General features: G+C 51.0%; 22 protein-coding genes. 13 read left to right on the top strand and 9 right to left on the bottom strand.

Going from position 1 to position 19,866, the window contains the following annotated elements; translation table 11 throughout:
• The first annotated feature begins 182 nt into the window (after positions 1–182).
• From ACJ67_RS03715 to ACJ67_RS14970, 8 genes are all read left to right on the top strand, one after another.
• Positions 183–881, top strand: a complete 699-nt coding sequence (locus tag ACJ67_RS03715; protein ID WP_049637927.1) for a GntR family transcriptional regulator — start codon at positions 183–185, stop codon at positions 879–881.
• A gap of 87 nt (positions 882–968) precedes the next feature.
• On the top strand, positions 969–1,187 hold the full coding sequence (locus tag ACJ67_RS03710) for a DUF4089 domain-containing protein (RefSeq protein ID WP_197080658.1): 219 nt from the start codon (positions 969–971) through the stop codon (positions 1,185–1,187).
• Positions 1,188–1,198: 11 nt separating this feature from the next.
• Positions 1,199–2,536 (top strand): AtzE family amidohydrolase, encoded by a 1,338-nt coding sequence (locus tag ACJ67_RS03705; protein WP_049639751.1) that lies wholly within the window; start codon positions 1,199–1,201, stop codon positions 2,534–2,536.
• 16 nt (positions 2,537–2,552) lie between these two features.
• Positions 2,553–2,921: an oxalurate catabolism protein HpxZ gene (hpxZ, locus tag ACJ67_RS03700; protein WP_049637925.1), complete on the top strand. Its 369-nt coding sequence runs from the start codon at positions 2,553–2,555 to the stop codon at positions 2,919–2,921.
• Positions 2,922–3,122: 201 nt separating this feature from the next.
• Entirely contained in the window at positions 3,123–3,794 is a 672-nt protein-coding gene (locus ACJ67_RS03695) for a cysteine hydrolase family protein (RefSeq protein WP_049637924.1), read from the top strand.
• Between the two features lie 30 nt (positions 3,795–3,824).
• On the top strand, positions 3,825–5,390 hold the full coding sequence (locus ACJ67_RS03690; RefSeq protein ID WP_197080657.1) for a hypothetical protein: 1,566 nt from the start codon (positions 3,825–3,827) through the stop codon (positions 5,388–5,390).
• Between the two features lie 51 nt (positions 5,391–5,441).
• Positions 5,442–6,770, top strand: a complete 1,329-nt coding sequence (gene atzF, locus ACJ67_RS03685; protein WP_049637923.1) for an allophanate hydrolase — start codon at positions 5,442–5,444, stop codon at positions 6,768–6,770.
• A gap of 25 nt (positions 6,771–6,795) precedes the next feature.
• Positions 6,796–7,257, top strand: a complete 462-nt coding sequence (locus ACJ67_RS14970) for a hypothetical protein (RefSeq protein ID WP_049637922.1) — start codon at positions 6,796–6,798, stop codon at positions 7,255–7,257.
• 31 nt (positions 7,258–7,288) lie between these two features.
• Here the strand turns inward: ACJ67_RS14970 and ACJ67_RS03675 are convergent, their stop codons facing one another.
• Positions 7,289–8,830 carry a DUF6883 domain-containing protein gene (locus ACJ67_RS03675; RefSeq protein ID WP_156171639.1) on the bottom strand — a complete coding sequence of 514 codons (1,542 nt, stop codon included), beginning with the start codon at positions 8,828–8,830 and terminating at the stop codon, positions 7,289–7,291.
• 237 nt (positions 8,831–9,067) lie between these two features.
• Between ACJ67_RS03675 and ACJ67_RS03670 the strand changes: the two genes are divergently transcribed.
• From ACJ67_RS03670 to ACJ67_RS03660, 3 genes are all read left to right on the top strand, one after another.
• Positions 9,068–9,355, top strand: coding sequence for a co-chaperone GroES (locus ACJ67_RS03670; protein WP_018986062.1), 288 nt, complete (start codon positions 9,068–9,070; stop codon positions 9,353–9,355).
• A 46-nt stretch (positions 9,356–9,401) separates the two neighbouring features.
• Positions 9,402–11,039, top strand: a complete 1,638-nt coding sequence (gene groL, locus ACJ67_RS03665) for a chaperonin GroEL (protein WP_049637920.1) — start codon at positions 9,402–9,404, stop codon at positions 11,037–11,039.
• Positions 11,040–11,294: 255 nt separating this feature from the next.
• The gene (locus ACJ67_RS03660) at positions 11,295–11,921 is read left to right on the top strand and encodes an FKBP-type peptidyl-prolyl cis-trans isomerase (RefSeq protein ID WP_049639749.1); all 627 of its coding nucleotides are present in this window, start codon (positions 11,295–11,297) and stop codon (positions 11,919–11,921) included.
• A gap of 58 nt (positions 11,922–11,979) precedes the next feature.
• Here the strand turns inward: ACJ67_RS03660 and ACJ67_RS03655 are convergent, their stop codons facing one another.
• The 5 genes from ACJ67_RS03655 to ACJ67_RS03635 form a co-directional block, all read right to left on the bottom strand.
• Complete coding sequence (locus ACJ67_RS03655) at positions 11,980–12,900, bottom strand: SdiA-regulated domain-containing protein (protein ID WP_231587240.1); 921 nt, start codon at positions 12,898–12,900, stop codon at positions 11,980–11,982.
• Between the two features lie 119 nt (positions 12,901–13,019).
• Positions 13,020–14,012, bottom strand: coding sequence for an NAD(P)H-dependent glycerol-3-phosphate dehydrogenase (locus ACJ67_RS03650; RefSeq protein WP_049637919.1), 993 nt, complete (start codon positions 14,010–14,012; stop codon positions 13,020–13,022).
• A 57-nt stretch (positions 14,013–14,069) separates the two neighbouring features.
• On the bottom strand, positions 14,070–14,546 hold the full coding sequence (secB, locus tag ACJ67_RS03645; RefSeq protein WP_018986067.1) for a protein-export chaperone SecB: 477 nt from the start codon (positions 14,544–14,546) through the stop codon (positions 14,070–14,072).
• A gap of 93 nt (positions 14,547–14,639) precedes the next feature.
• Entirely contained in the window at positions 14,640–14,897 is a 258-nt protein-coding gene (gene grxC / locus ACJ67_RS03640; RefSeq protein ID WP_026295337.1) for a glutaredoxin 3, read from the bottom strand.
• Between the two features lie 22 nt (positions 14,898–14,919).
• A complete protein-coding gene (locus ACJ67_RS03635) occupies positions 14,920–15,330 on the bottom strand; it encodes a rhodanese-like domain-containing protein (protein WP_049637918.1) in 411 nt (136 codons plus the stop codon).
• A 130-nt stretch (positions 15,331–15,460) separates the two neighbouring features.
• On the opposite strand from ACJ67_RS03635, the gene gpmI reads away from it, so the two are divergent.
• Both gpmI and ACJ67_RS03625 read left to right on the top strand, forming a co-directional pair.
• Positions 15,461–17,011 carry a 2,3-bisphosphoglycerate-independent phosphoglycerate mutase gene (gene gpmI / locus ACJ67_RS03630; protein WP_049637917.1) on the top strand — a complete coding sequence of 517 codons (1,551 nt, stop codon included), beginning with the start codon at positions 15,461–15,463 and terminating at the stop codon, positions 17,009–17,011.
• 17 nt (positions 17,012–17,028) lie between these two features.
• Positions 17,029–18,408, top strand: a complete 1,380-nt coding sequence (locus ACJ67_RS03625) for a murein hydrolase activator EnvC (protein WP_049637916.1) — start codon at positions 17,029–17,031, stop codon at positions 18,406–18,408.
• 76 nt (positions 18,409–18,484) lie between these two features.
• Here ACJ67_RS03625 and ACJ67_RS03620 read toward each other — a convergent pair whose 3' ends face one another.
• The 3 genes from ACJ67_RS03620 to ACJ67_RS03610 are packed head-to-tail and all read right to left on the bottom strand — an operon-like array spanning position 18,485 to position 19,800.
• Entirely contained in the window at positions 18,485–18,772 is a 288-nt protein-coding gene (locus tag ACJ67_RS03620; protein ID WP_053092878.1) for a hypothetical protein, read from the bottom strand.
• 46 nt (positions 18,773–18,818) lie between these two features.
• Entirely contained in the window at positions 18,819–19,238 is a 420-nt protein-coding gene (locus tag ACJ67_RS03615; RefSeq protein WP_049637915.1) for a secondary thiamine-phosphate synthase enzyme YjbQ, read from the bottom strand.
• 52 nt (positions 19,239–19,290) lie between these two features.
• The gene (locus tag ACJ67_RS03610; RefSeq protein WP_049637914.1) at positions 19,291–19,800 is read right to left on the bottom strand and encodes a hypothetical protein; all 510 of its coding nucleotides are present in this window, start codon (positions 19,798–19,800) and stop codon (positions 19,291–19,293) included.
• Positions 19,801–19,866 lie beyond the last annotated feature (66 nt).

The following is a 19,866-nucleotide window of genomic DNA, read 5'->3' as shown; positions in this document are numbered from 1 at the left end:
CAGTCGGCGTTTAAAAATCACCAAAATACTGAAGCAACAGACCTCCCGTAAAAGATATCCCGCCGAACCTGCCTGGTCAGCACAGACCAGAACGCAGAAAAGAGCCTTTTTAAGCAGTCCAACAGTTGCTGACAGCCGATTATCCAAGTATCTTAAAGCGTCTTCCCCGACACATTATGTGTATGCCCAGAAAACAAAAAACCGACAAACCCTCTAAAGTGGATACCCTGTATAGAGAACTCAAGCAAAAAATCATTTCGTTTGAGCTGTATCCTGGCTCGCGTGTGACCGAGCAAGTCCTGGCCGAAATGTTTGGTGTCAGCCGCACACCTATTCGACAGGCGCTGCAACGTCTGGAGATAGAGGGGTTCCTCAGCATCCGCCCTAAGCAAGGGTGCTTTATCCGCGAACTCGATGTGAGCGAGTTGATGGAATATTATGAAGCGAGGATTGCCATTGAATTGCTGATCGTGGAATCCGCCGTCAACGCCATGAATGACAAACAGATAGATCAGATGATGGCAGCCTGGCAACCGGAAGCGCATGACCAGGAATTGTCTTGCGGGATAGACTTGGGAGGCAAAGACGAAGCGTTTCATGTGGGTTTGGCCCTTGCCAGTGAAAAGCCGGTGTTGGCCGCCCTGTTGGAAAAGATCAATCACCGGATACGGGTGATCCGCCGCCTCGACCTGAACTCGGACAATCGCAGTCAACGCACCTACAGTGAGCATTTTGAGATTTTGCAGCTGATTAAAGAGCGTGATAAAGGCAAGGCTAAACTTGCCATGAAACGGCATATCCAGCGTAGTCGTGAATTCGCCAAAACCCTGACCCTGACTGCCCTGGCAAGAAAAAAGCCGATGGGAAAATCTACAAAATAGCGTCCTGCCCAGGCCGCCGGCAGGGGGAGCTGGTATGGCAATTGCTTGTTTGTTGTATACAATAACACACTGATCAAGGAGTCTATTTTGTCTAACGCCCAGCCAGCAGACGCTGACACCCTGGCATTTGTTGCCCGCCAGTTACTCCTTCAAGGGATTACCCTCTCCCCGGCAGACCTCTCGCATACCACACATCACTACACACTGCTGCTTGGTCATGCAGAGCGTGTGATGGGCTTGCCTCTGGACGAGCATATTGAGCCCGCACCCGTGTTTCATCCTGGTGATGAAAGCTCAGGTCAATGAAGGGTGCACTTATGAACGGAAGCGATGACGCTATCGCCATCGCTCACGCCATTCGTCATGGCGAGGTCAGTGCCGTGAGTGTCACCGAGCGGGTGCTGGATGAGATTGCCCAACATGACGGGCGCTATAACAGCTTCACCACCGTGACAGCCAGCCGAGCCTTGCAGGAAGCAGCTGCCATTGATACCGCCCGTCAACGTGGTGAATCATTACCGCCACTCGCTGGCGTGCCTTACGCCGTCAAGAACCTGTTTGATATTGCAGGACTGACCACGCTGGCAGGTGCCAAAATCAACCAGGGTTATCCGCCAGCCCATACAGACGCGCATCTGGTCACCGCCATGCAACGGGCTGGTGCGGTGTTGCTGGGCGCACTGAACATGGATGAATATGCCTACGGCTTCACCACTGAGAATCATCATTTTGGTGCGAGCCGCAACCCGCATGATCCCAGCCGCAGTGCCGGAGGATCATCAGGCGGCTCGGCCGCCGCCGTGGCTGCCGGTTTTGTTCCGCTGACACTGGGTTCGGATACCAATGGTTCTGTCCGCGTGCCCTCTTCGATGTGCGGCCTGTTTGGACTCAAACCAACCTACGGTAGCTTGTCTTTGCAAGGCATGTTTCCATTTGTGCACAGTTTTGATCATGCCGGTGTTTTTGCACGCTCGGCAGCAGATCTATCACTTTGTTTTGAAGTGCTCCATGGCAAGCCTTTTACACAAAGTAACGCATTACCCGCCCGCGCTGCCAGGCTGGGGGGGTATTTTGAACAAGGCGATGATCAGTCACTGGCGGCGGTTAATGCGGTATGTGAGGCGCTTCAAGTCTCAAAAACGGTTGAGTTACCAGAGGTAGCTCGTGCACGTTCAGCGGCCTACCTGATTACCGCCAGCGAAGGCGGCAACCGTCATCTGGAAAGGCTGCGCACACAAGGGACGGACTTTGACCCACTGGTTTTTCCAAGATTAGTGGCCGGGACGCTGGTGCCTGCCACCTGGTACGTGCAAGCGCAACGCCTGCGTCGCTGGTTTTTTGAGCAAGCCATGCAGTTATTTGCAGACCATGACATACTGATTGCACCGGCTACCCCATGCTGTGCCCAACCGTTGGGACAGGAAGAAATGGACATCCAGGGACATCGCATGCTGTTAAGGCCGAATATGGGGATGTTCACCCAGCCAATTTCATTCATCGGCTTGCCTGTCGTAGCCGTGCCGGTACATTTGCCAGGCCAGTTGCCAATCGCAGTTCAGCTGATTGGCGCCCCCCATCAGGAAGCGAATTTACTGGTTGTAGCTCACTGGTTGCAACAACAATCGGTCTGTCAGGCTCCCGTAGTCAGAAACTAAAGGTAATGAGATCACCATGCACATCAACGATCCAAGAATATTGGCTGAAATCGAGGCCGTTTTTGCTGCCTATGAGCAGGCGCTGACCAACAATGACGTGACGGCGCTGATTGATTTTTTTTGGCAAAGTCCGCATGCCGTCCGTTATGGTGCGACAGAAAATCTCTATGGCTGGGAACAAATTTCCGCTTTCAGAAAACAACGTCCTGCGCCAGCATCACGTACCCTGCTGAATACTGTAATCACCACCTACGGTGAAGACTACGCCAATACCAGCACAGAATTCATGCGCGGTGACGTCCATGGCCGTCAGAGTCAAAGCTGGATACGTACCGCACAAGGCTGGAAAATCGCAGCGGCGCATGTGTCTTTCCTAAAACCATAATGTACAAGCATGGTGCAAGTTGCACTATTTTGTGCCAAATCAATGCCTGCACCCAAGTATTTCCCCTGACCCACCCGGCTGATTACATATTGTTTTAAAAGGGATTTTTTAAAAATCAGCTAAAGACCCACTCAGGCACACGATTTGCTTTGTTGTATACAACATAACCATTTCAAACGCCACTTTAAGAAAACCGCCCCAATGAAAATTCTCAGCGTGCCCGCCCTACCGGAACCCTTCGATGTTGACCTGACACACACGGCGCTTTTGATCATCGACATGCAGCGCGACTTTATTGAAGAAGGCGGGTTTGGGCAAAGCCTGGGCAATGATGTCAGCTTGCTAAAAGCCGCCATTGCGCCTTGCCAGGCAGTGCTGGCGGCCGCCAGGGCACAGGGCATACTGGTGATCCACACCCGCGAAGGCCACCGGTCAGACATGACTGACGCCTTTCCGGCCAAAGTGGAACGCGGCTCGCCAAAACTGCGCATTGGTGATCCAGGGCCCATGGGCCGTATCCTAATCCGTGGCGAACCGGGACACGACATCATCCCGGCGCTCTCGCCCATCGCAGGCGAGCCGGTGATCGACAAACCAGGTAAAGGCGCTTTCTATGCCACTGACCTGGAGTTGCTATTGCGCAAGCGCAACATCGAGGCGCTGATTGTCTGCGGGGTGACGACCGAAGTCTGCGTACATACCAGCGTGCGTGAAGCCAATGACCGTGGCTTCAGATGCCTGATTCCAGGCGATTGTTGCGCCTCATACAACCCAGAATTTCACGCTGTCAGCCTGCGCATGTTTGCCGCCCAAGGCGCGATTTTTGGCTGGGTCACCGATAGCCAGCAACTGGTCAACGTATTGCAAAAATAATCAGGCATCCGCCATTTGAGGAGAACCCCCATGATGAAAACCGCTTCAGGCATCAAACTCTGGTCACCAGGCGACTGGAACGCGCTCTTTGGTTTTGGCACCAATATTCTGGTCAACCTGCTGGTGCTCACCGGCCTGCTCAGGTACGTGCTCAAAATGCCGGACGAGATGGTGTTTGGCCGCATTTTACCTGCCACCGGGCTGATGCTGTTTTTGAGCACCATGTATTACGCCTGGCTGGCCTATCAACTCGCTAAGCAAACCGGGCGCAATGATGTGTGCGCGCTACCCTCTGGTGTCAGCGTGCCGCACATGTTTGTGGTGGTATTTGTCATCATGCTGCCGATCTCGCTGAGTAGCGGCGATCCGGTCAAAGGCTGGGAGGCCGGATTGGCCTGGGTATTTATCCAGAGTTTTGTACTGATGCTGGGCGGGTTTATTGCCCCGGTGATCCGCAAAATTACCCCGCGTGCCGCCTTGCTGGGGACACTGGCGGGCGTCTCGGTCGCGTTTATCAGCTTGCGCCCGGCGCTGGAGATGTTTATGACCCCCATGGTCGGCGTGGTGTGTTTCGCCATTATCCTCGCCAGCTGGTTTGGCGGGGTGCGCTATTTCAAAGGCATCCCGGCCGGCTTGGTGGCGATTGCTGCCGGTACGCTGATCGCCTGGGGCTCCAACCTGCTGGGGCTCAATTATGCGCAGATGAGCCTCACCAACGTCAGTGCCGCCATCGCCAACTTTGGTTTTTCCATCCCGTTACCTGCCATCAACCACGTCTTTTCCGGCTTTGAGTTTTTAGGCGTCATTCTGGTGACCGCCATCCCGTTTGGCATTTATGACCTGGTCGAAGCGATGGACAACGTGGAAAGCGCCGCAGCAGGGGGCGACAGCTTTCCGACGACAAGAGTGTTGACGGCCGACGGGGTGATCAGCCTGATTGGCTGTCTGATGGGCAACCCCTTTATCAATGCGGTGTACATCGGCCACCCGGGCTGGAAAGCCATGGGCGGACGTATCGGCTACTCAGCGGCTACGGGGGTGATCGTCTTGCTGCTCTCCTGGCTGGGCATCATCGCCCTCATGGCCTCATTGATTCCGGTGGTCGCTATCTCACCTATCCTGCTATATATCGGCATGCTGATTGGCGCACAAGCGTTTCAAGAAACGCCCAAAAGCCATGCGCCCGCGATTATCCTGGCCTTTTTGCCTCACATCGCGGCCTGGGGAAAGCTGCAAATTGACAACGTCCTCGCGGTGGCTGGCACCAACGCCGCCACGCTGGGGCTGGATAAGCTGGGCCAGGTAGGCGTGTTGTACCACGGTCTGGAAGTACTAGGCGGTGGTGCCATTTTAGGCGGTTTGATGCTGGGTGCCATTGCCGCACTGGTCATAGACCGCAAGCTGGCAACAGCTGCCGGATTTGCGCTGGCTGCAGCGGTATTTACCTACTTTGGCCTCATGCATGGCGAAGCCATTGGCATCGGGCAATCCCTGCCGATTGCCGCCAGCTATCTGGTAGTCGCAGTCCTGCTAGGGCTGAGCAGCAAGTATGCGCGTTTAAATCCCATGCCCAGCGGGCTCGCCAGCCAACACTAAGTAGCGCCAGCGCGCACTAAAACTCACCCAATCACTCTGGAGCCGCGCCCCATGAACTTGAACATCTCGCACTTACGCGCTGCTTATCTGGCTGGCAGTTTAAAACCCAGCCAACTGGTGCGGCAACTGGCAGAAAAAATCCATGCCGAAGACAGCCATCACGTCTGGATTTACAGCATCAGCCTGGAAGAGATGCTGATCTATGCCTGCCAACTGGAAGCCATGGACCCGGCCAGCCTGCCTTTGTACGGCATCCCGTTTGCCATCAAAGACAATATAGACCTGGCGGGATATCCAACCACGGCCGCCTGCCCGGACTTTGCCTACACGGCCGGGCAACATGCCACGGTAGTCAAAAAACTCATCGCGGCAGGCGCGATCCCGGTCGGCAAAACTAATTTGGATCAATTTGCCACCGGCCTGGTCGGCGTGCGCTCGCCTTATGGCGCCTGCAAAAACAGCATTGATCCCGCCTATATTTCCGGCGGCTCCAGCTCCGGCTCTGCCGTGGCCGTGGCGTTAGGTATGGCCAGTTTTAGCCTGGGCACAGACACCGCGGGCTCTGGCCGCGTGCCAGCCGCATTTAACAACCTCGTAGGCATCAAACCGACTTGTGGCTTGCTCAGCACGCATGGCGTGGTGCCAGCTTGCCGCTCACTCGATTGTGTCTCCATCTTTGCCCGCACCACCGAAGATGCACAAACAGTACTGCAAGTCGCACAAGGAGAAGATAGCCAAGATGCCTATTCGCGCCCGCTCCCAATAGATGCGCCCCGCCAATTTCCTACCCAATTCCGCTTTGGGGTGCCACGGCCTGACCAACTCAATTTTTTTGGCAACCCCGAGACCCCGGCCTTGTTTACCCAAGCCACTCAAGCCCTGCAAGCCATCGGTGGGCAAAAAGTTGAAGTCGATTTTTCGGTGTTTTTAAACACCGCGCGCTTGCTTTATGAAGGCGCCATCGTCGCCGAGCGCTATGCGGCCATTCAGCCGTTTATTGAATCAAACGCAGAAGCCATGCATCCGGTCACGCGCAAGATTATTCAAGGCGCCAGCAAATTCAGCGCAGCGGATGCCTACCGCACGCTATACCAGCTCAAAGCAAACCAGGCACAGGCAAAGCCATACTGGGCCGAGGTTGACCTGATGGTGACGCCGACGGCAGGCACGATTTACACCATCCAAGAAGTAGAACAAGACCCGATCCAGACCAACAGCAACCTTGGTTACTACACCAACTTTATGAACCTGCTTGATTTATCTGCCATCGCCATCCCGGCCGGATTCCAGCAAAACGGCCTGCCATTTGGCATCACGCTCTGCGCGCCCGCCTTTCATGACCAAGCACTGGCTAACCTCGCGCAACGCCTGGGACGATAACCCCACAAAAATACAAGGAAAACTCATGCGCATGATAGAAGTCGCCGTCTGCGGCGCCCATATGCAAGGCCTGCCCCTCAACCCGCAGCTATTGGCGTTGCAAGCCACCTTTGTGCGCGCCACCCACACCTCAGCCGACTACAAACTCTACAGTCTGGCAGGCTTTAATCCACCCCGTCCGGGTCTGGTCAGAGTTAATACAGGCGGCAGCCAAATCGCCCTGGAAGTCTGGCAACTGCCGCTGGAGAATTACGGCGAATTGGTCGCCAGCGTCCCCGCACCGCTAGGCTTTGGCACCCTCACCCTGCAAGACGGCCAGCAAGTCGCTGTTTTTTTGTGCGAAGCCTATGCCAGTGAAACTGCGACTGATATATCGAGCTTTGTGGGGTGGAGGGCTTATTTGGAAGCGCAAAACGGGAGCAATTCAAGGGCTTCAGATACGGCCATTTCTACTCCAAAAGTACGATCGCAGTTTCCTGCAAAATGACCGTTTACAGAAAATTATTTATACCCTCTAACTAATCTAGCAATGTAAATACATTGCATTTGATATTATTATCATTTAGAACTTTGCAAAATGCTCTAGCGTATGCTTCTTTTGGAGCGATTGCCTGAAGAGTCCAGAACTCTCCTTTACTTGGTTGAAACTGCTCTAAATTACCATCCACTCTCCATCCCAATTTATAGTCTTTCGTTCCAATATTATTGCTCTTAAGCCAGGCTTTCATACCAGCTTCATCATTTGGAATCGTAACCCAAGCATCGCCACATTCACCTCCAAATACAGGACCATAGCCCTCTATAACCATAGGTATAGGTACACAGTTTTCAGCTGCTTTCAAACCCGCCGTGTTTGCTCTTTTATAGATATCTTCATATAACTCATCCCCATGTAACCCAACAGGCGAAATATTTTGAGCCGGCACCTGGAATTCAAAATCTAAATCCTCAGAAAATGGAATTGCTGTAACAAAACGTGGTGGTTCATTTTCTCTTACTATCCAGGCAGTTTTTATTAAAGCTGTACGGTTATTCCTTCCAATTATTTCAATTACAGCGCTGTGACTAATCCCATGAGGACTCTTTCTAACAGTGAATGCGGGAACGGTTTTAACAGCATTAATAATTTGATCAGTTAAATACCTCCAGTCATCCCTAGTAATTCCTAACGTTTCAGTGAAGAACTTAGCTTTTGGCCCCCCTTCAATATGATCTGGGTTAAGGAGATAATCCCTAATTTTTCTTTCATCACAAACTGGCTCGAAATTCGAATGCCCACTGGCAGCGTTAAACGAAATAGCATCTGGATTAGAATTTTTATTTAAATACTCCATTAATGCTTTTGCTAATTTGATTGCGTGAGTCTCAAAATTTCTTCCTTGCATTCTCTCAAGACTCAATTTACCACGCTCGCTGAGTTCCAATGGCTGTAATAGTCGTGGCATCTCCAGCTCATAATAATTAGATTCATCAATAATTACAGTCTCAACGCTGTGACTATAAAGCGATGTTATTTCTTCACTGTCTGAATAAAACTTTCCATTTTGAAAATATAATCCTGCTGGAAATTGAAATACTTTTGAATGAAGAGGATTGCCCATATCTACATATGAAGCGCCTAAATAAGGACCAAAACTTTTTACTTTTTGATCAATACGTTGTGCAACGGAAAGAGGGACTGTGGGAAGCACTATTGTCCAAATGTGATTCTTAGGTAACTGAAACATAAAGTTAACAGTGTTTACAGTATGCCAATAAGCTTTCAAAGAGTCTGTGAAGTCACAAAGTAATAAACGATACAACTCTTGATTCGCCGTTAGAGTATGTCCCACCGTAAGTAGATCATTTTTCCCTGTTCTTTCAGATCTAACAGCAGATATCTGATATGCAAAATAATGAAGAAGCAGATCTCCTCGGGTAATTTGAGTACTGATTTCACTTCCGCATTCTGCAAGAGCATCCATTATTTTTGATGTGCAAGGCGGACCGTAAAAATGCTCATCGCAATCATGGTGTTTAGAATCAAAGAAAAATGCGAATGGTCCCGTAGTTTCTTCCATACTTTTTAATTTGTAGTTATTTAATTTAGCAAAAATATCCTAGTAAAGCTTAAGAGTAAACACAAAGAATTTTTGCTACAAAAAACCACAAAATTTTTATGTGTTCCCCCTTGAAATCAGAAAATCCCACCCCAATTAGCAATCAAGGTGCGCGAGTGCTAAAATGCGTACCGCTTTTATTGTTTTAGTTTTAACGTTATCCCTATAACACTTTAGGAAAACTCCAAGGAGAATCTAATGAACATTCGTCCGTTGCACGACCGTGTAATTGTTAAACGCGCTGCTGAAGAGCGCACTACTGCTTCTGGCATTGTGATCCCTGACAGTGCAACCGAGAAACCAGACCAAGGTGTGGTTCAGGCAGTTGGCAATGGCAAAAAAGATGAAAACGGCAAGGCAATTGCCTTGGACGTGAAGGTCGGCGACAAAGTATTGTTCGGCAAATACTCCGGCCAAACAGTGAAAGTCAACGGCGAAGAGCTGTTGGTCATGCGCGAAGAAGACATTATGGCGATTGTTGAGTAATCGACTCACAACTGATCCCAAACATTTGAAATTTAGGAGAATTTAAATGGCAGCTAAAGACGTAAGATTTGGTGATGACGTTCGCCAAAAAATGGTAAATGGCGTTAACGTATTGGCTAACGCAGTGCGTGTCACTTTGGGCCCTAAAGGCCGTAACGTGGTATTGGAGCGTTCTTTCGGCGCGCCAACCATCACTAAAGATGGTGTTTCAGTCGCTAAAGAAATCGAATTGAAAGACAAATTCGAAAACATGGGCGCACAGATGGTGAAAGAAGTCGCTTCTAAAACCAATGACATCGCTGGTGACGGTACAACAACTGCGACCGTATTGGCACAAGCGATCATCCGCGAAGGCATGAAATCTGTGGCTGCGGGCATGAACCCGATGGACCTGAAGCGCGGTATCGACAAAGCGGTTGAAGCAGCTGTTGCTGACCTGAAAGCACAATCCAAACCCTGTACGACCAGCAAAGAAATCGCTCAAGTAGGCGCTATTTCTGCTAACTCTGACACTTCTGTTGGCCAAATCATTGCTGATGCGATGGACAAAGTAGGCAAAGAAGGCGTGATCACTGTTGAAGACGGTTCTGGCCTCAGCAACGAGCTGGACGTGGTTGAAGGCATGCAGTTTGACCGTGGTTACCTGTCCCCTTACTTCATCAACAACCCAGAGCGTCAAATCGCGTTGCTGGACAACCCATTCGTATTGTTGCACGACAAGAAAATCTCCAACATCCGTGACTTGCTGCCAACCCTGGAGCAAGTAGCGAAAGCGGGCCGTCCATTGCTGATCATCGCTGAAGATGTTGATGGCGAAGCCTTGGCAACGTTGGTAGTGAACAACATCCGTGGCATCCTGAAAACCACCGCTGTGAAAGCGCCTGGTTTTGGTGACCGTCGTAAAGCCATGTTGGAAGACATCGCTATTTTGACTGGCGGTACTGTGATTTCTGAAGAAGTCGGCCTGAAACTGGAAGCCGTACAACTGCACGATCTGGGCCAAGCTAAACGCATCGAAGTGGGTAAAGAAAACACCATCATTATCGACGGCGCAGGTAACGAAGAAGCGATCAAAGCGCGTATCGGTCAGATCAAAACTCAAATCGAAGAAGCGTCTAGCGACTACGACCGTGAAAAACTGCAAGAGCGCGTAGCCAAACTGGCTGGCGGTGTTGCCGTGATCAAGGTTGGCGCGACAACCGAAATCGAAATGAAAGAGAAAAAAGCCCGCGTGGAAGATGCATTGCACGCAACACGTGCTGCGGTTGAAGAAGGGATCGTGGCTGGTGGTGGCGTAGCACTGATTCGTGCTCGCGAGGCAATTGCCAAAGTGAAAGGTGACAACCTGGATCAAGATGCTGGTATCAAAATCGTATTGCGTGCAGTTGAAGAGCCACTGCGTCAAATCACGCAAAACGCTGGTGTTGAGCCATCTGTAGTAGTGAACAATGTGGCTGCTGGTAAAGGCAACTACGGTTATAACGCTGCCAACGAAACCTATGGTGACATGGTTGAAATGGGCGTATTGGACCCAACTAAAGTCACGCGCTCTGCACTGCAAAACGCAGCTTCTGTGGCTGGCTTGATGTTGACTACTGACTGCATGGTCGCTGAACTGCCTAAAGAAGATGCACCTGCTGCGCCGGATATGGGCGGGATGGGTGGCATGGGCGGCATGATGTAATTTCAATCTTCACTGCATCGGTGATGCGTCGTTGGTTTCGACATTTGCTCCTTGCCGTACTTCATGTACTGTCTGCGTCGCAAATGTCTCACCGCCTAGCCTCACCATCGCATTGAAGTTGAAATGCACTAAGTAACGCTCCAAAACTGACAAAACCCGCTTTGGCGGGTTTTGTTTTATCTGGCTTTCTCGGCCATAATGATGGATTGCGCCATTCAAACGCAATCTATTCAAATTACGAAAGAACTTACCATTATGGCAAACCAGTTAGATACTTTAATCCAGCGCTTGAGTTATATCGTTGGTGAAAACATGGCGCACCAGCTTAGAAACGACGGCCTGGATATTGATCCAACGGCATTAGCGCTGGCGATTTCCGATGTGATGTCAGGTTCGCCTTCGCGTTTATCCGATGCTGAAAAACGCAGCACGATTGAGGAAGTACAAAAATATAGCCAGGAAAAACAACGCGCCGCGCATGCTGAAAAATCTGCTAAAAACCAGGCTGAAGGCGCCGCCTACCTGGCAGAGAATGCTAAAAAAGAAGGGGTGAGCACGACAGCCAGCGGCTTGCAGTATAAAGAGTTGGTGGCAGGCAATGGGGCCAAACCCACCACTCAAGACCGCGTTAAGGTGCATTACCACGGCACCCTGACAGACGGTACCGTGTTTGACAGCTCTTACGAGCGTGGCGAGCCTATCGTTTTCCCGGTCACCGGTGTGATTGCAGGCTGGGTAGAAGGCTTACAGTTGATGAATGTGGGTAGCAAATTTGAACTGACCATTCCATCCAACCTGGCTTATGGCGTAAATGGCAGCGGTCCTGTGATTGGCCCGGATGCTACGCTGGTATTTCAAGTTGAATTATTGGCAATTGAATAAGGCTGAAACTCTGTTCATTAACGCCAATAAAAACCCGCTTTGGCGGGTTTCTTGTTATTTAAACTGGTCGCTTGGACTGCGGCTTGAACACATAAAAGAGGTTAGGCTCGCTGACGACGTAAATATTTCCTGCGTCGTCCAAAGTGACCCCTTCAGGTTGCGGTATGCTTTTATGCAAAGCATGGAACCCTTTCCATAAGGCCAACGACCCCATGGGTTGCCCTGATTCGTCAAACTGCTTTAACAGTTTTGATTCGTCACTGAGCAAAAACAGGTGCCCAGACTGTGCGTGATGCGATACTTCTGACAAGTCACGCATCACCCATTTGATCGCCTGGTCATATTGAGGCATGCGCTCAACCACGACCCCATTAAGCTGTGTTTGCTCGGTTTGATAGAGGCCGGTGACTGAAATGACGTATTTTGGATCACGCTCTTTGACGACAATCAGGCGATGATGCAAGCTGTCCCAAGACACGCCTTCAAAATTCTTATTTCCCCGTTCATTCAGCCCCAAACGGAATAATTTAGCATCATTGATCGACACTTCCCTCGTTTCCGGACCAATATTCAGTAGCAAAAGTTGACTTTGACGCTCATCTGCAACCGCAAAGTAATCTCGCTCAATATGCGTAATCCCCTCAAGGTCATCGACACCTTGGACACTGATCTCACGCAAAGGCACACCATCAGTAGTTAACTCAATAATCTTACCCATATCGTTCAAGACGGCGAAAAGGGTACCGGTTTCGCGATTAAATGTAATCCCAGATAAGTTTTTATAACCAGATAGCGGCTTGGCCTCTATCGAGACTTGATACTGTGCCAGATCAAGCCCGTGATGATCTGTCGGATGTAATTGATGCCACACGTGCCACACCAGCGCCTCGGCTTTGATCATGTAAAGCGTTGCCAGCAAGCCTGCCAGTAAACTGAATGCCAAACCGGCTTTAGCCATGCGCGGCCTTAGAAACTTCATAAGAGGACTACCTGTAAATGTTACCCATTAGGCAGACATACATGCGTGTACGTAAGTTCCAGAAATCGGCTAAAGAGTTGTCCCCGGTCGACTCGACTCAGGAGTATTTGGGAGGATGGTTAAACGGATTCTTGACGCTGACCGCGACCGAGCAAGGCACTGACAGCCTCTTGCGCAGTCTTTTGGTTGGTCAATAATTGATTGACTTCAAAGGTAATCGGCATTTCAACATGAATGGTTTCAGCCCGGCGCATCACTTCACGCGCCGTATTCACGCCTTCTGCCACATGGCCCAAACCGGCGAGGATACTTTCAAGAGACTTGCCTGAAGCCAGTTGCAAACCGACCTCACGATTACGCGAATATTGACCGGTACAGGTCAGGATCAGGTCACCTGCCCCAGCCAGCCCCATAAAGGTCTCCGCTTTGGCGCCGAGTGCCATGCCAAAGCGGGTGATTTCTGCCAGCCCGCGCGTGATCATGGCCGCACGTGCATTGTTGCCAAAACCCATGCCATCTGAGATCCCGGAGGCAATCGCCATCACGTTTTTCACCGCACCACCGACAGAAGCGCCGACCACATCGGTGCTATCGTAGACGCGCAGACAGCCACCGTGTATGAGCTGTGCCGCTTGCTGCGCTAGCTCGCGGTGATTGGCAGCCAAGGTAATCGCCGTCGGCAAGCCACGTACCAGCTCAGCTGCAAAGCTGGGGCCGCTTAATACGCCCCATGGATAATCAGCACCCAGCTCTTCCTGTGCCACTTCAAAAGGCAGCTTGGCCGTTTGGGGTTCAAGACCTTTATTGGCCCAGATCAAGGGCTGTGTAATACCCAAAGCTTTGAGCTGTTGCAAGATAGGCCGGAACCCGGCCGTAGGTACAACGGATAAAATCAAATCGGCGCCATCAATCGCAGCCGCCAGATCATCTTCTACCGAGAGTTTTTCAGGGAATGCAAAGTCACCGAGATAGAGCGGGTTGGCACGCGCTTTACGCATACCGGAAACATGGCCGCTGTTACGCGCCCACAGCACAACTTCGTGCTGTAGCGCGATATGCATGGCGAGCGCAGTGCCCCAGGCACCGGCTCCAAGAACTGCAACCTTACTCATTTGACTTTATCCAGACACATCACCAGCGTGACTAGCGATGCCGTTTCATTGAATAAATTAGTTAGGCGCACCAGCAGCTTGTGCGGCTTGTTGTTGCTGTTGCAGGTACAGTGCTTCGAAGTTGATCGGGTTCAACAATACCGGCATAAAGCCTGCACGGGTGACCATATCGGAAATCGCTTCACGTGCATATGGGAACAGGATGTTAGGGCAAGCCACGGCCAGGATAGGCTCCATGTTTTCTTGTGGCACGTTACGGATCGCAAAAATGCCGGACTGGTTAACTTCAACCAGGAACGCTGTCTTGTCTTCTATTTTGGCCGTCACGGTCACTTTAATAGACACGTTGAAAATGCCGTCTTCGATCTGCTGCGCGCTGTTGCCCAGCTCCACATTGATTTGCGGTGTGGTACGCTCAGTGAAAATGGCAGGCGCATTAGGCACTTCAATCGAAGCGTCATGTACGTACAATTTTTCAATGCTGAAAATGGGCGCTGCGTTCTGTTCTGTTTGGTTCTGTGAATCCTGAGCCATGAATTATCCTTAATTGATCAATACACAAAGCCGCTATTCTAACCGGACACGTGCGGCATGACTATGTGTTTTTTGTGACAAAAGCAGCGGTATCTATGCGGCCAGCAATGGATCCAGCCCACCCTGCACATCCAGCGCATGCAGGTCATCAAAACCGCCCACATGATGGTCACCGATAAATATCTGCGGTACCGTGCGGCGGCCAGTTTTCTCCATCATTTCAGCACGCAGTTCAGGCTGCAAATCGACACGGATTTTTTCAATCTCGGTCACGCCCTTGTTTTTGAGCAAGCGCTCCGCATTCATGCAGTATGGGCAGACTGCTGAGGTATACATTACGACTTTAGCCATGATGATCCTTAAAAATGAGTTCTTATTTGCCGGTGGGCATGTTGGCTTCCTGCCAGGCCTGCATGCCGCCTTTCAATACATTCAATGCACTGAAATTTTGCGCTTTGAGTAATTTGGACGCTTTGCTGGCGCGACTGCCACGCTGGCAGACAATCAATACGGGTTTATCACGAAACTTTTCCAGTTCCTTGCTGCGTGCATCCAGTTGCGAAAGCGGTATATTGCGGGCACCCTGCAAATGGCCTTGCGCAAACTCGTCCGCCTCACGCACATCCAGCACCAAAGCAGATTTTCGGTTCATCAGTACAACTGCTTCAGTGACCGAAAGCACAGTCGCCCCAGCTGACGAACGATTCAGCATGGGCCACAACAAGGCCAGTCCGGAGCCAATTGCCAAACCGATCAACAATACATTTTGCTTAAAAAAATCCACTTTTTTACCTGCCTATTCACTTTATGTTTTCACAGTCCTGCGCCCTTCTGGTAGGCGTCACCTGCGGTTGCGATTATAATAGACGAATCATTCATTTGACATTGCGTCACCACTTTAAAGATTCTTAGCCATGCCTATCAAACCTGTTATTTTGCTGATTCTCGATGGTTTTGGTCACAGCGAGACCGTTGAATTCAATGCCGTCCTGCAAGCGAACACGCCCAACCTGGACAGACTGAGAGCGTCGTACCCGCATAGCTTGATCAATGCCTCTGAACACTACGTCGGTCTGCCTGACGGACAAATGGGCAACTCAGAAGTGGGCCATTTGAATATTGGGGCGGGACGTATCGTCTTTCAAGACTTCGAGCGCATCAATAACAGCATACAAACCGGTGAGTTTTTCCAGTTACCCGCACTGGTGAATGCCCTGCAAGACCTCAAAGCAAACGACAAAGCCCTGCACATCCTCGGCCTGTTGTCTGATGGCGGCGTACACAGCTACCAGCCACACATTCACGCTATGCTCAATATGGCCAAACAGCAAGGCCTGAGCAAAGTGTATGTGCATGCCTTCCTGGATGGCCGTGACACACCGCCAAAGAGCGCACAACCTTACCTGCAAGCACTCGAGGATCACCTGAAAACCCTTGGCGTAGGCAAAGTGGCCTCTGTGGGTGGCCGTTTCTATGGCATGGACAGGGACAAACGCTGGGAGCGTGTGTCGGTCGCTTATGAGTTGCTGGTCAATGGCCTTGCAGACCATGTTGCACCCGATAGCCTCACGGCATTACAACAGGCTTATGCGCGTGATGAGAGTGACGAGTTTGTCAAATGCACCGCCATCCGCGCCGCTAATGACGCCCCGATCCGCATGGAGGACGGTGACTGCCTGGTGTTTATGAACTTCAGGAGTGACCGCGCCCGCCAATTGACTGACGCCTTGCTCAACCAGCAATTTAGCGGTTTTGCCCGTAGCCGCATCCCTCACTTCAGCCACTACTTTACGCTGACCCAGTATGACAAAAACCAGACGCTGGCCGAACCGATTTTTGCCCCCTACACGGTTCCTAATACGTTTGGTGAGTATGTCTCCAAGCTTGGCCTCAAACAGCTACGTATCGCCGAAACTGAAAAATATCCACACGTGACATTTTTCTTTAATGGCGGTGAAGAAACGGTATTTGATGGTGAAGACCGCATCCTGGTCCCTTCGCCAAAAGTCGCCACTTACGACTTGCAACCTGAAATGAGCGCACCAGAAGTCACCGACAAACTGGTCGCCGCCATTGAGTCAGGGCAATACCAGGCGGTGATATGCAACTATGCCAATGGCGACATGGTAGGCCATACCGGCAACCTGCAAGCGGCGATTAAAGCCGTGGAAACACTGGATACCTGTATTGGCCGTGTGGTAGCCGCTGCGCAGAAAATAGGTGCAGAAGTGATTATTACCGCAGACCACGGCAATGCAGAAAGCATGTTTGACCATGCCAGCGATCAGGCACACACGCAGCATACCACCAACCTGGTGCCGTTTATTTATATTGGCCGCCCAGGCAGCATTGCTGCAGGTGGTGCGCTTTCTGATATTGCGCCGACGTTGCTGTCACTGATGGGCATTCCCCAACCTTCAGAAATGACTGGCAAGAACCTGATTACCCTCAATGCAAACGCTTAAGCCGCTAAGCCTGATGCATGTCTGAGTTCAGCATTTTCGCCCTGTCCAAGCAGTCCTCAAGATGGACCTCCTGCTGCACCGTTTGCCTCTGTCTATGGCTGGGCATCTTAGCCCTGCCTGCGAGTGCCGCAGCAAACGATAAAGCGGAGACAACTAAAGGCGATCTGGAGCAGGTCAAAGAAAAAATACAGCAATTGGCCAATGCGCTCAAAGCTTCCCGCGTCGCAAAACAGGATGCGCACGAGGCCTTGAAAGCCTCTGAAACGGCGATCAGCGCCTCGCGCAAAAAACTGCGTGAGATCCAGGATGCACAACAGGAAAACCGCAGCAAACTGCAGGACCTGCAAAAGCAGTTATCGCTGTTGCAGCGCCAGGTCAACCAGCAGCGCAATACGCTGAGTGAACAACTCAACCAGCAATACCGTCACGGCAACAACAGCCCCTTGCAAATGCTGTTGCAACAGCAGGACCCTGCTAACACTACACGCAACCTCAAATATCTGGGGTACCTGACCGCAGCACACCAGCAACAAATTCAATCACTGCAAGACAACCAGGAAGCCATCGCGCGTGTCCGTGCAGCCACGACCGAACAGCTACATGAAACCGAACGACTGGCAAACCAATATAGCGAAACGACGCAAAAGTTAGAAGGCGAGAAATCGCGTCGTACGGAGGCACTCAACGAGCTGTCTAAACAGATTGAAACGCAAGAGCAACAGATGGTACGCCTGAAAAAAGACGAAGAGGCGTTGTCACAACTGTTCCAGCGCTTGCTGGCGGAAGCGAAAAAGCGTGAACAGGAAGCGCTGGCAAAAGCCAAACGCGAAAAAGCAGCAGCGGCGAAACGTGCAGCGGAACTGGCCCGTAAGAAAAAGTCTGCAGGCCGTACCTTTGAACGCTCACCGCAAACCAATGTTGAGGACAACGAGAGCACCTCTTCCAGCACCGTCATCGCCAAAAATGAAACCTTACCTGAATACAGCGCCAGCAAAGAAAATTTTGCCCAACTGCGCGGACGCTTGCGTTTGCCAGTACGTGGCGATGTGATTAACCGTTTTGGAACTGCGCGCGCCGACACTGGTGTCAGCTGGAAAGGCATTTTTATCCGCGCCAAAGAAGGTAGCGAGGTGAAGTCTGTGGCAGGCGGCCAGGTGGTATTTGCTGACTGGATGCGTGGTTTTGGCAACCTCATTGTGATTGACCATGGGAATGGTTACATGAGCCTGTATGGCAATAACGAAGCCTTGTACAAATCGTCAGGGCAAGCCGTTAAAACTGGCGACACCATTGCAGCAGTAGGTAACAGTGGCGGTAACGCAGAAAATGGCGTTTATTATGAATTACGCCGTAACAGTGTCCCTTTTGATCCCTTGCAGTGGAGTACTGTCAAATAGCAGGTCGCAAAATCGATTGCGATAGAGGAAGTTGAACAAGGACGCAGGTGCACGCCCTTGATAGATAGACTAGAGACTATTTATTAGAGGATTCCTCACCAGGAATGTCAGGCATAGGGGTGTTTGCCAGTGCTTCTGCAGTCTGCTTATCAATCTCTTCCTGAGACATGGTAATACCCGGCACACGCTCATCTGCTGTCGGCTCATAACCACCACCGCCAGATGATTTTGCGGGCGCAGGGGTTTCCTGGGCTGCGGGTTCAGCCGCTGGTGAAGTTTCCGGAACAGGCATTTCCTCTTCCTTGCTGCAAGAGATCAGACCCAAAGCCAGGAATATCGTTAACAAACATGTGCTCCACTTCATACGCATCTCCTCTTTATGTGTTTTACTAAGTTATAAAAATCTGGGTTTAATCACCCATCACATGCATAAGCACCCGCCTGCGAGAAGCCAAATGTCTGTGCTCAAACAGGAAAATGCCTTGCCACTGGCCCAGCGCTACCCGCCCCTGTAACACAGGAATAGACAGGCTGGTTTGCGTCAATGCCGTGCGCACATGCGCCGGCATATCGTCAGGCCCTTCTACGGTATGAATAAACAAATCATCCCCGTCTGGGACCAGCCGATTGAAAAAGGCTTCCATATCTACCAGCACATCACGATCATAATTTTCATTGATCAACAGACTGGCAGAAGTGTGTTGAATATAAAGCGTCAGCAAACCGGTTTGGATGCCTGACTGCTGTACCCACTGCAGGACTTGCGGCGTAATATCATACAACCGCCGACCTTGTGCATTAATCGAAAGTGTTTCGTGCTGTTGTCGCATGCAAGATTCTCAACCCAAAAAACCGACTTATCGCGTGAACCGCTAGCCTGGATTACCAGTAGCGCCAGCCACCACCCCAATAAGGCCGGTATCCCCATGGGCCGCCATAAAAGCCGGGGCCATAAAACCACGGATCCATACTACGCAACCTGGCGGCATCCCGTTCACGCTTGAGCTTGGTTTCAGTTTCAACGCGTGCTTTTTCGCGTTTGTTGATTTCATCGGCAATGGCATTTTGCTCGGCCAGCGCGTTGGCCTGCTGCATATAATCCAGCACGCCCTTGGAAATACCCTTTTGATGCCATGACAAAACTTGGGAAGGCGTCAACACATAGCGGGATTGTGACTGCTTGATCGCTTCTATAATCTCGGCATCCGTTTTACCCTGCTTGCTCATGGTGACAATTTCTTCCAGCGTCAAGGTTGACTGCGGTGGTGGCACCAACGCAGCAAGTTGCTCAGGGGAGATGCGTTCAATTTGCACAGGTTGTGGCGGCTGGGTGGCACAGCCAGCCAACAAAGCCAACACAACTATTAAAGCAACGTAATTTGAAGAGTGCATAAGGATCCATTCTACCCGATAAAGCAAAGGGTCATACGGGTATGACCCTTTGCGATGGTTCAAGGT

Source organism: Methylophilus sp. TWE2 (assembly GCF_001183865.1).
Classification (GTDB): domain Bacteria; phylum Pseudomonadota; class Gammaproteobacteria; order Burkholderiales; family Methylophilaceae; genus Methylophilus.
Note: the sequence above shows the minus strand (reverse complement) of the source record. Positions and strands in the feature narration are given on the sequence as shown.

Bases quoted from the DNA above. Each gene is read 5' to 3' on its own strand.
- gpmI (WP_049637917.1), top strand. From the start codon at position 15,461: ATGCCTATCAAACCTGTTATTTTGCTGATTCTCGATGGTTTTGGTCAC.
- ACJ67_RS03650 (WP_049637919.1), bottom strand. From the start codon at position 14,012: ATGAGTAAGGTTGCAGTTCTTGGAGCCGGTGCCTGGGGCACTGCGCTC.
- hpxZ (WP_049637925.1), top strand. From the start codon at position 2,553: ATGCACATCAACGATCCAAGAATATTGGCTGAAATCGAGGCCGTTTTT.
- ACJ67_RS03695 (WP_049637924.1), top strand. From the start codon at position 3,123: ATGAAAATTCTCAGCGTGCCCGCCCTACCGGAACCCTTCGATGTTGAC.
- ACJ67_RS03660 (WP_049639749.1), top strand. From the start codon at position 11,295: ATGGCAAACCAGTTAGATACTTTAATCCAGCGCTTGAGTTATATCGTT.
- atzF (WP_049637923.1), top strand. From the start codon at position 5,442: ATGAACTTGAACATCTCGCACTTACGCGCTGCTTATCTGGCTGGCAGT.
- ACJ67_RS03705 (WP_049639751.1), top strand. From the start codon at position 1,199: ATGAACGGAAGCGATGACGCTATCGCCATCGCTCACGCCATTCGTCAT.
- ACJ67_RS03625 (WP_049637916.1), top strand. From the start codon at position 17,029: ATGTCTGAGTTCAGCATTTTCGCCCTGTCCAAGCAGTCCTCAAGATGG.
- ACJ67_RS03655 (WP_231587240.1), bottom strand. From the start codon at position 12,900: ATGAAGTTTCTAAGGCCGCGCATGGCTAAAGCCGGTTTGGCATTCAGT.
- ACJ67_RS03615 (WP_049637915.1), bottom strand. From the start codon at position 19,238: ATGCGACAACAGCACGAAACACTTTCGATTAATGCACAAGGTCGGCGG.
- ACJ67_RS03670 (WP_018986062.1), top strand. From the start codon at position 9,068: ATGAACATTCGTCCGTTGCACGACCGTGTAATTGTTAAACGCGCTGCT.
- ACJ67_RS03690 (WP_197080657.1), top strand. From the start codon at position 3,825: ATGATGAAAACCGCTTCAGGCATCAAACTCTGGTCACCAGGCGACTGG.
- ACJ67_RS03715 (WP_049637927.1), top strand. From the start codon at position 183: ATGCCCAGAAAACAAAAAACCGACAAACCCTCTAAAGTGGATACCCTG.
- ACJ67_RS03620 (WP_053092878.1), bottom strand. From the start codon at position 18,772: ATGAAGTGGAGCACATGTTTGTTAACGATATTCCTGGCTTTGGGTCTG.
- secB (WP_018986067.1), bottom strand. From the start codon at position 14,546: ATGGCTCAGGATTCACAGAACCAAACAGAACAGAACGCAGCGCCCATT.
- grxC (WP_026295337.1), bottom strand. From the start codon at position 14,897: ATGGCTAAAGTCGTAATGTATACCTCAGCAGTCTGCCCATACTGCATG.
- ACJ67_RS14970 (WP_049637922.1), top strand. From the start codon at position 6,796: ATGCGCATGATAGAAGTCGCCGTCTGCGGCGCCCATATGCAAGGCCTG.
- groL (WP_049637920.1), top strand. From the start codon at position 9,402: ATGGCAGCTAAAGACGTAAGATTTGGTGATGACGTTCGCCAAAAAATG.
- ACJ67_RS03610 (WP_049637914.1), bottom strand. From the start codon at position 19,800: ATGCACTCTTCAAATTACGTTGCTTTAATAGTTGTGTTGGCTTTGTTG.
- ACJ67_RS03675 (WP_156171639.1), bottom strand. From the start codon at position 8,830: ATGGAAGAAACTACGGGACCATTCGCATTTTTCTTTGATTCTAAACAC.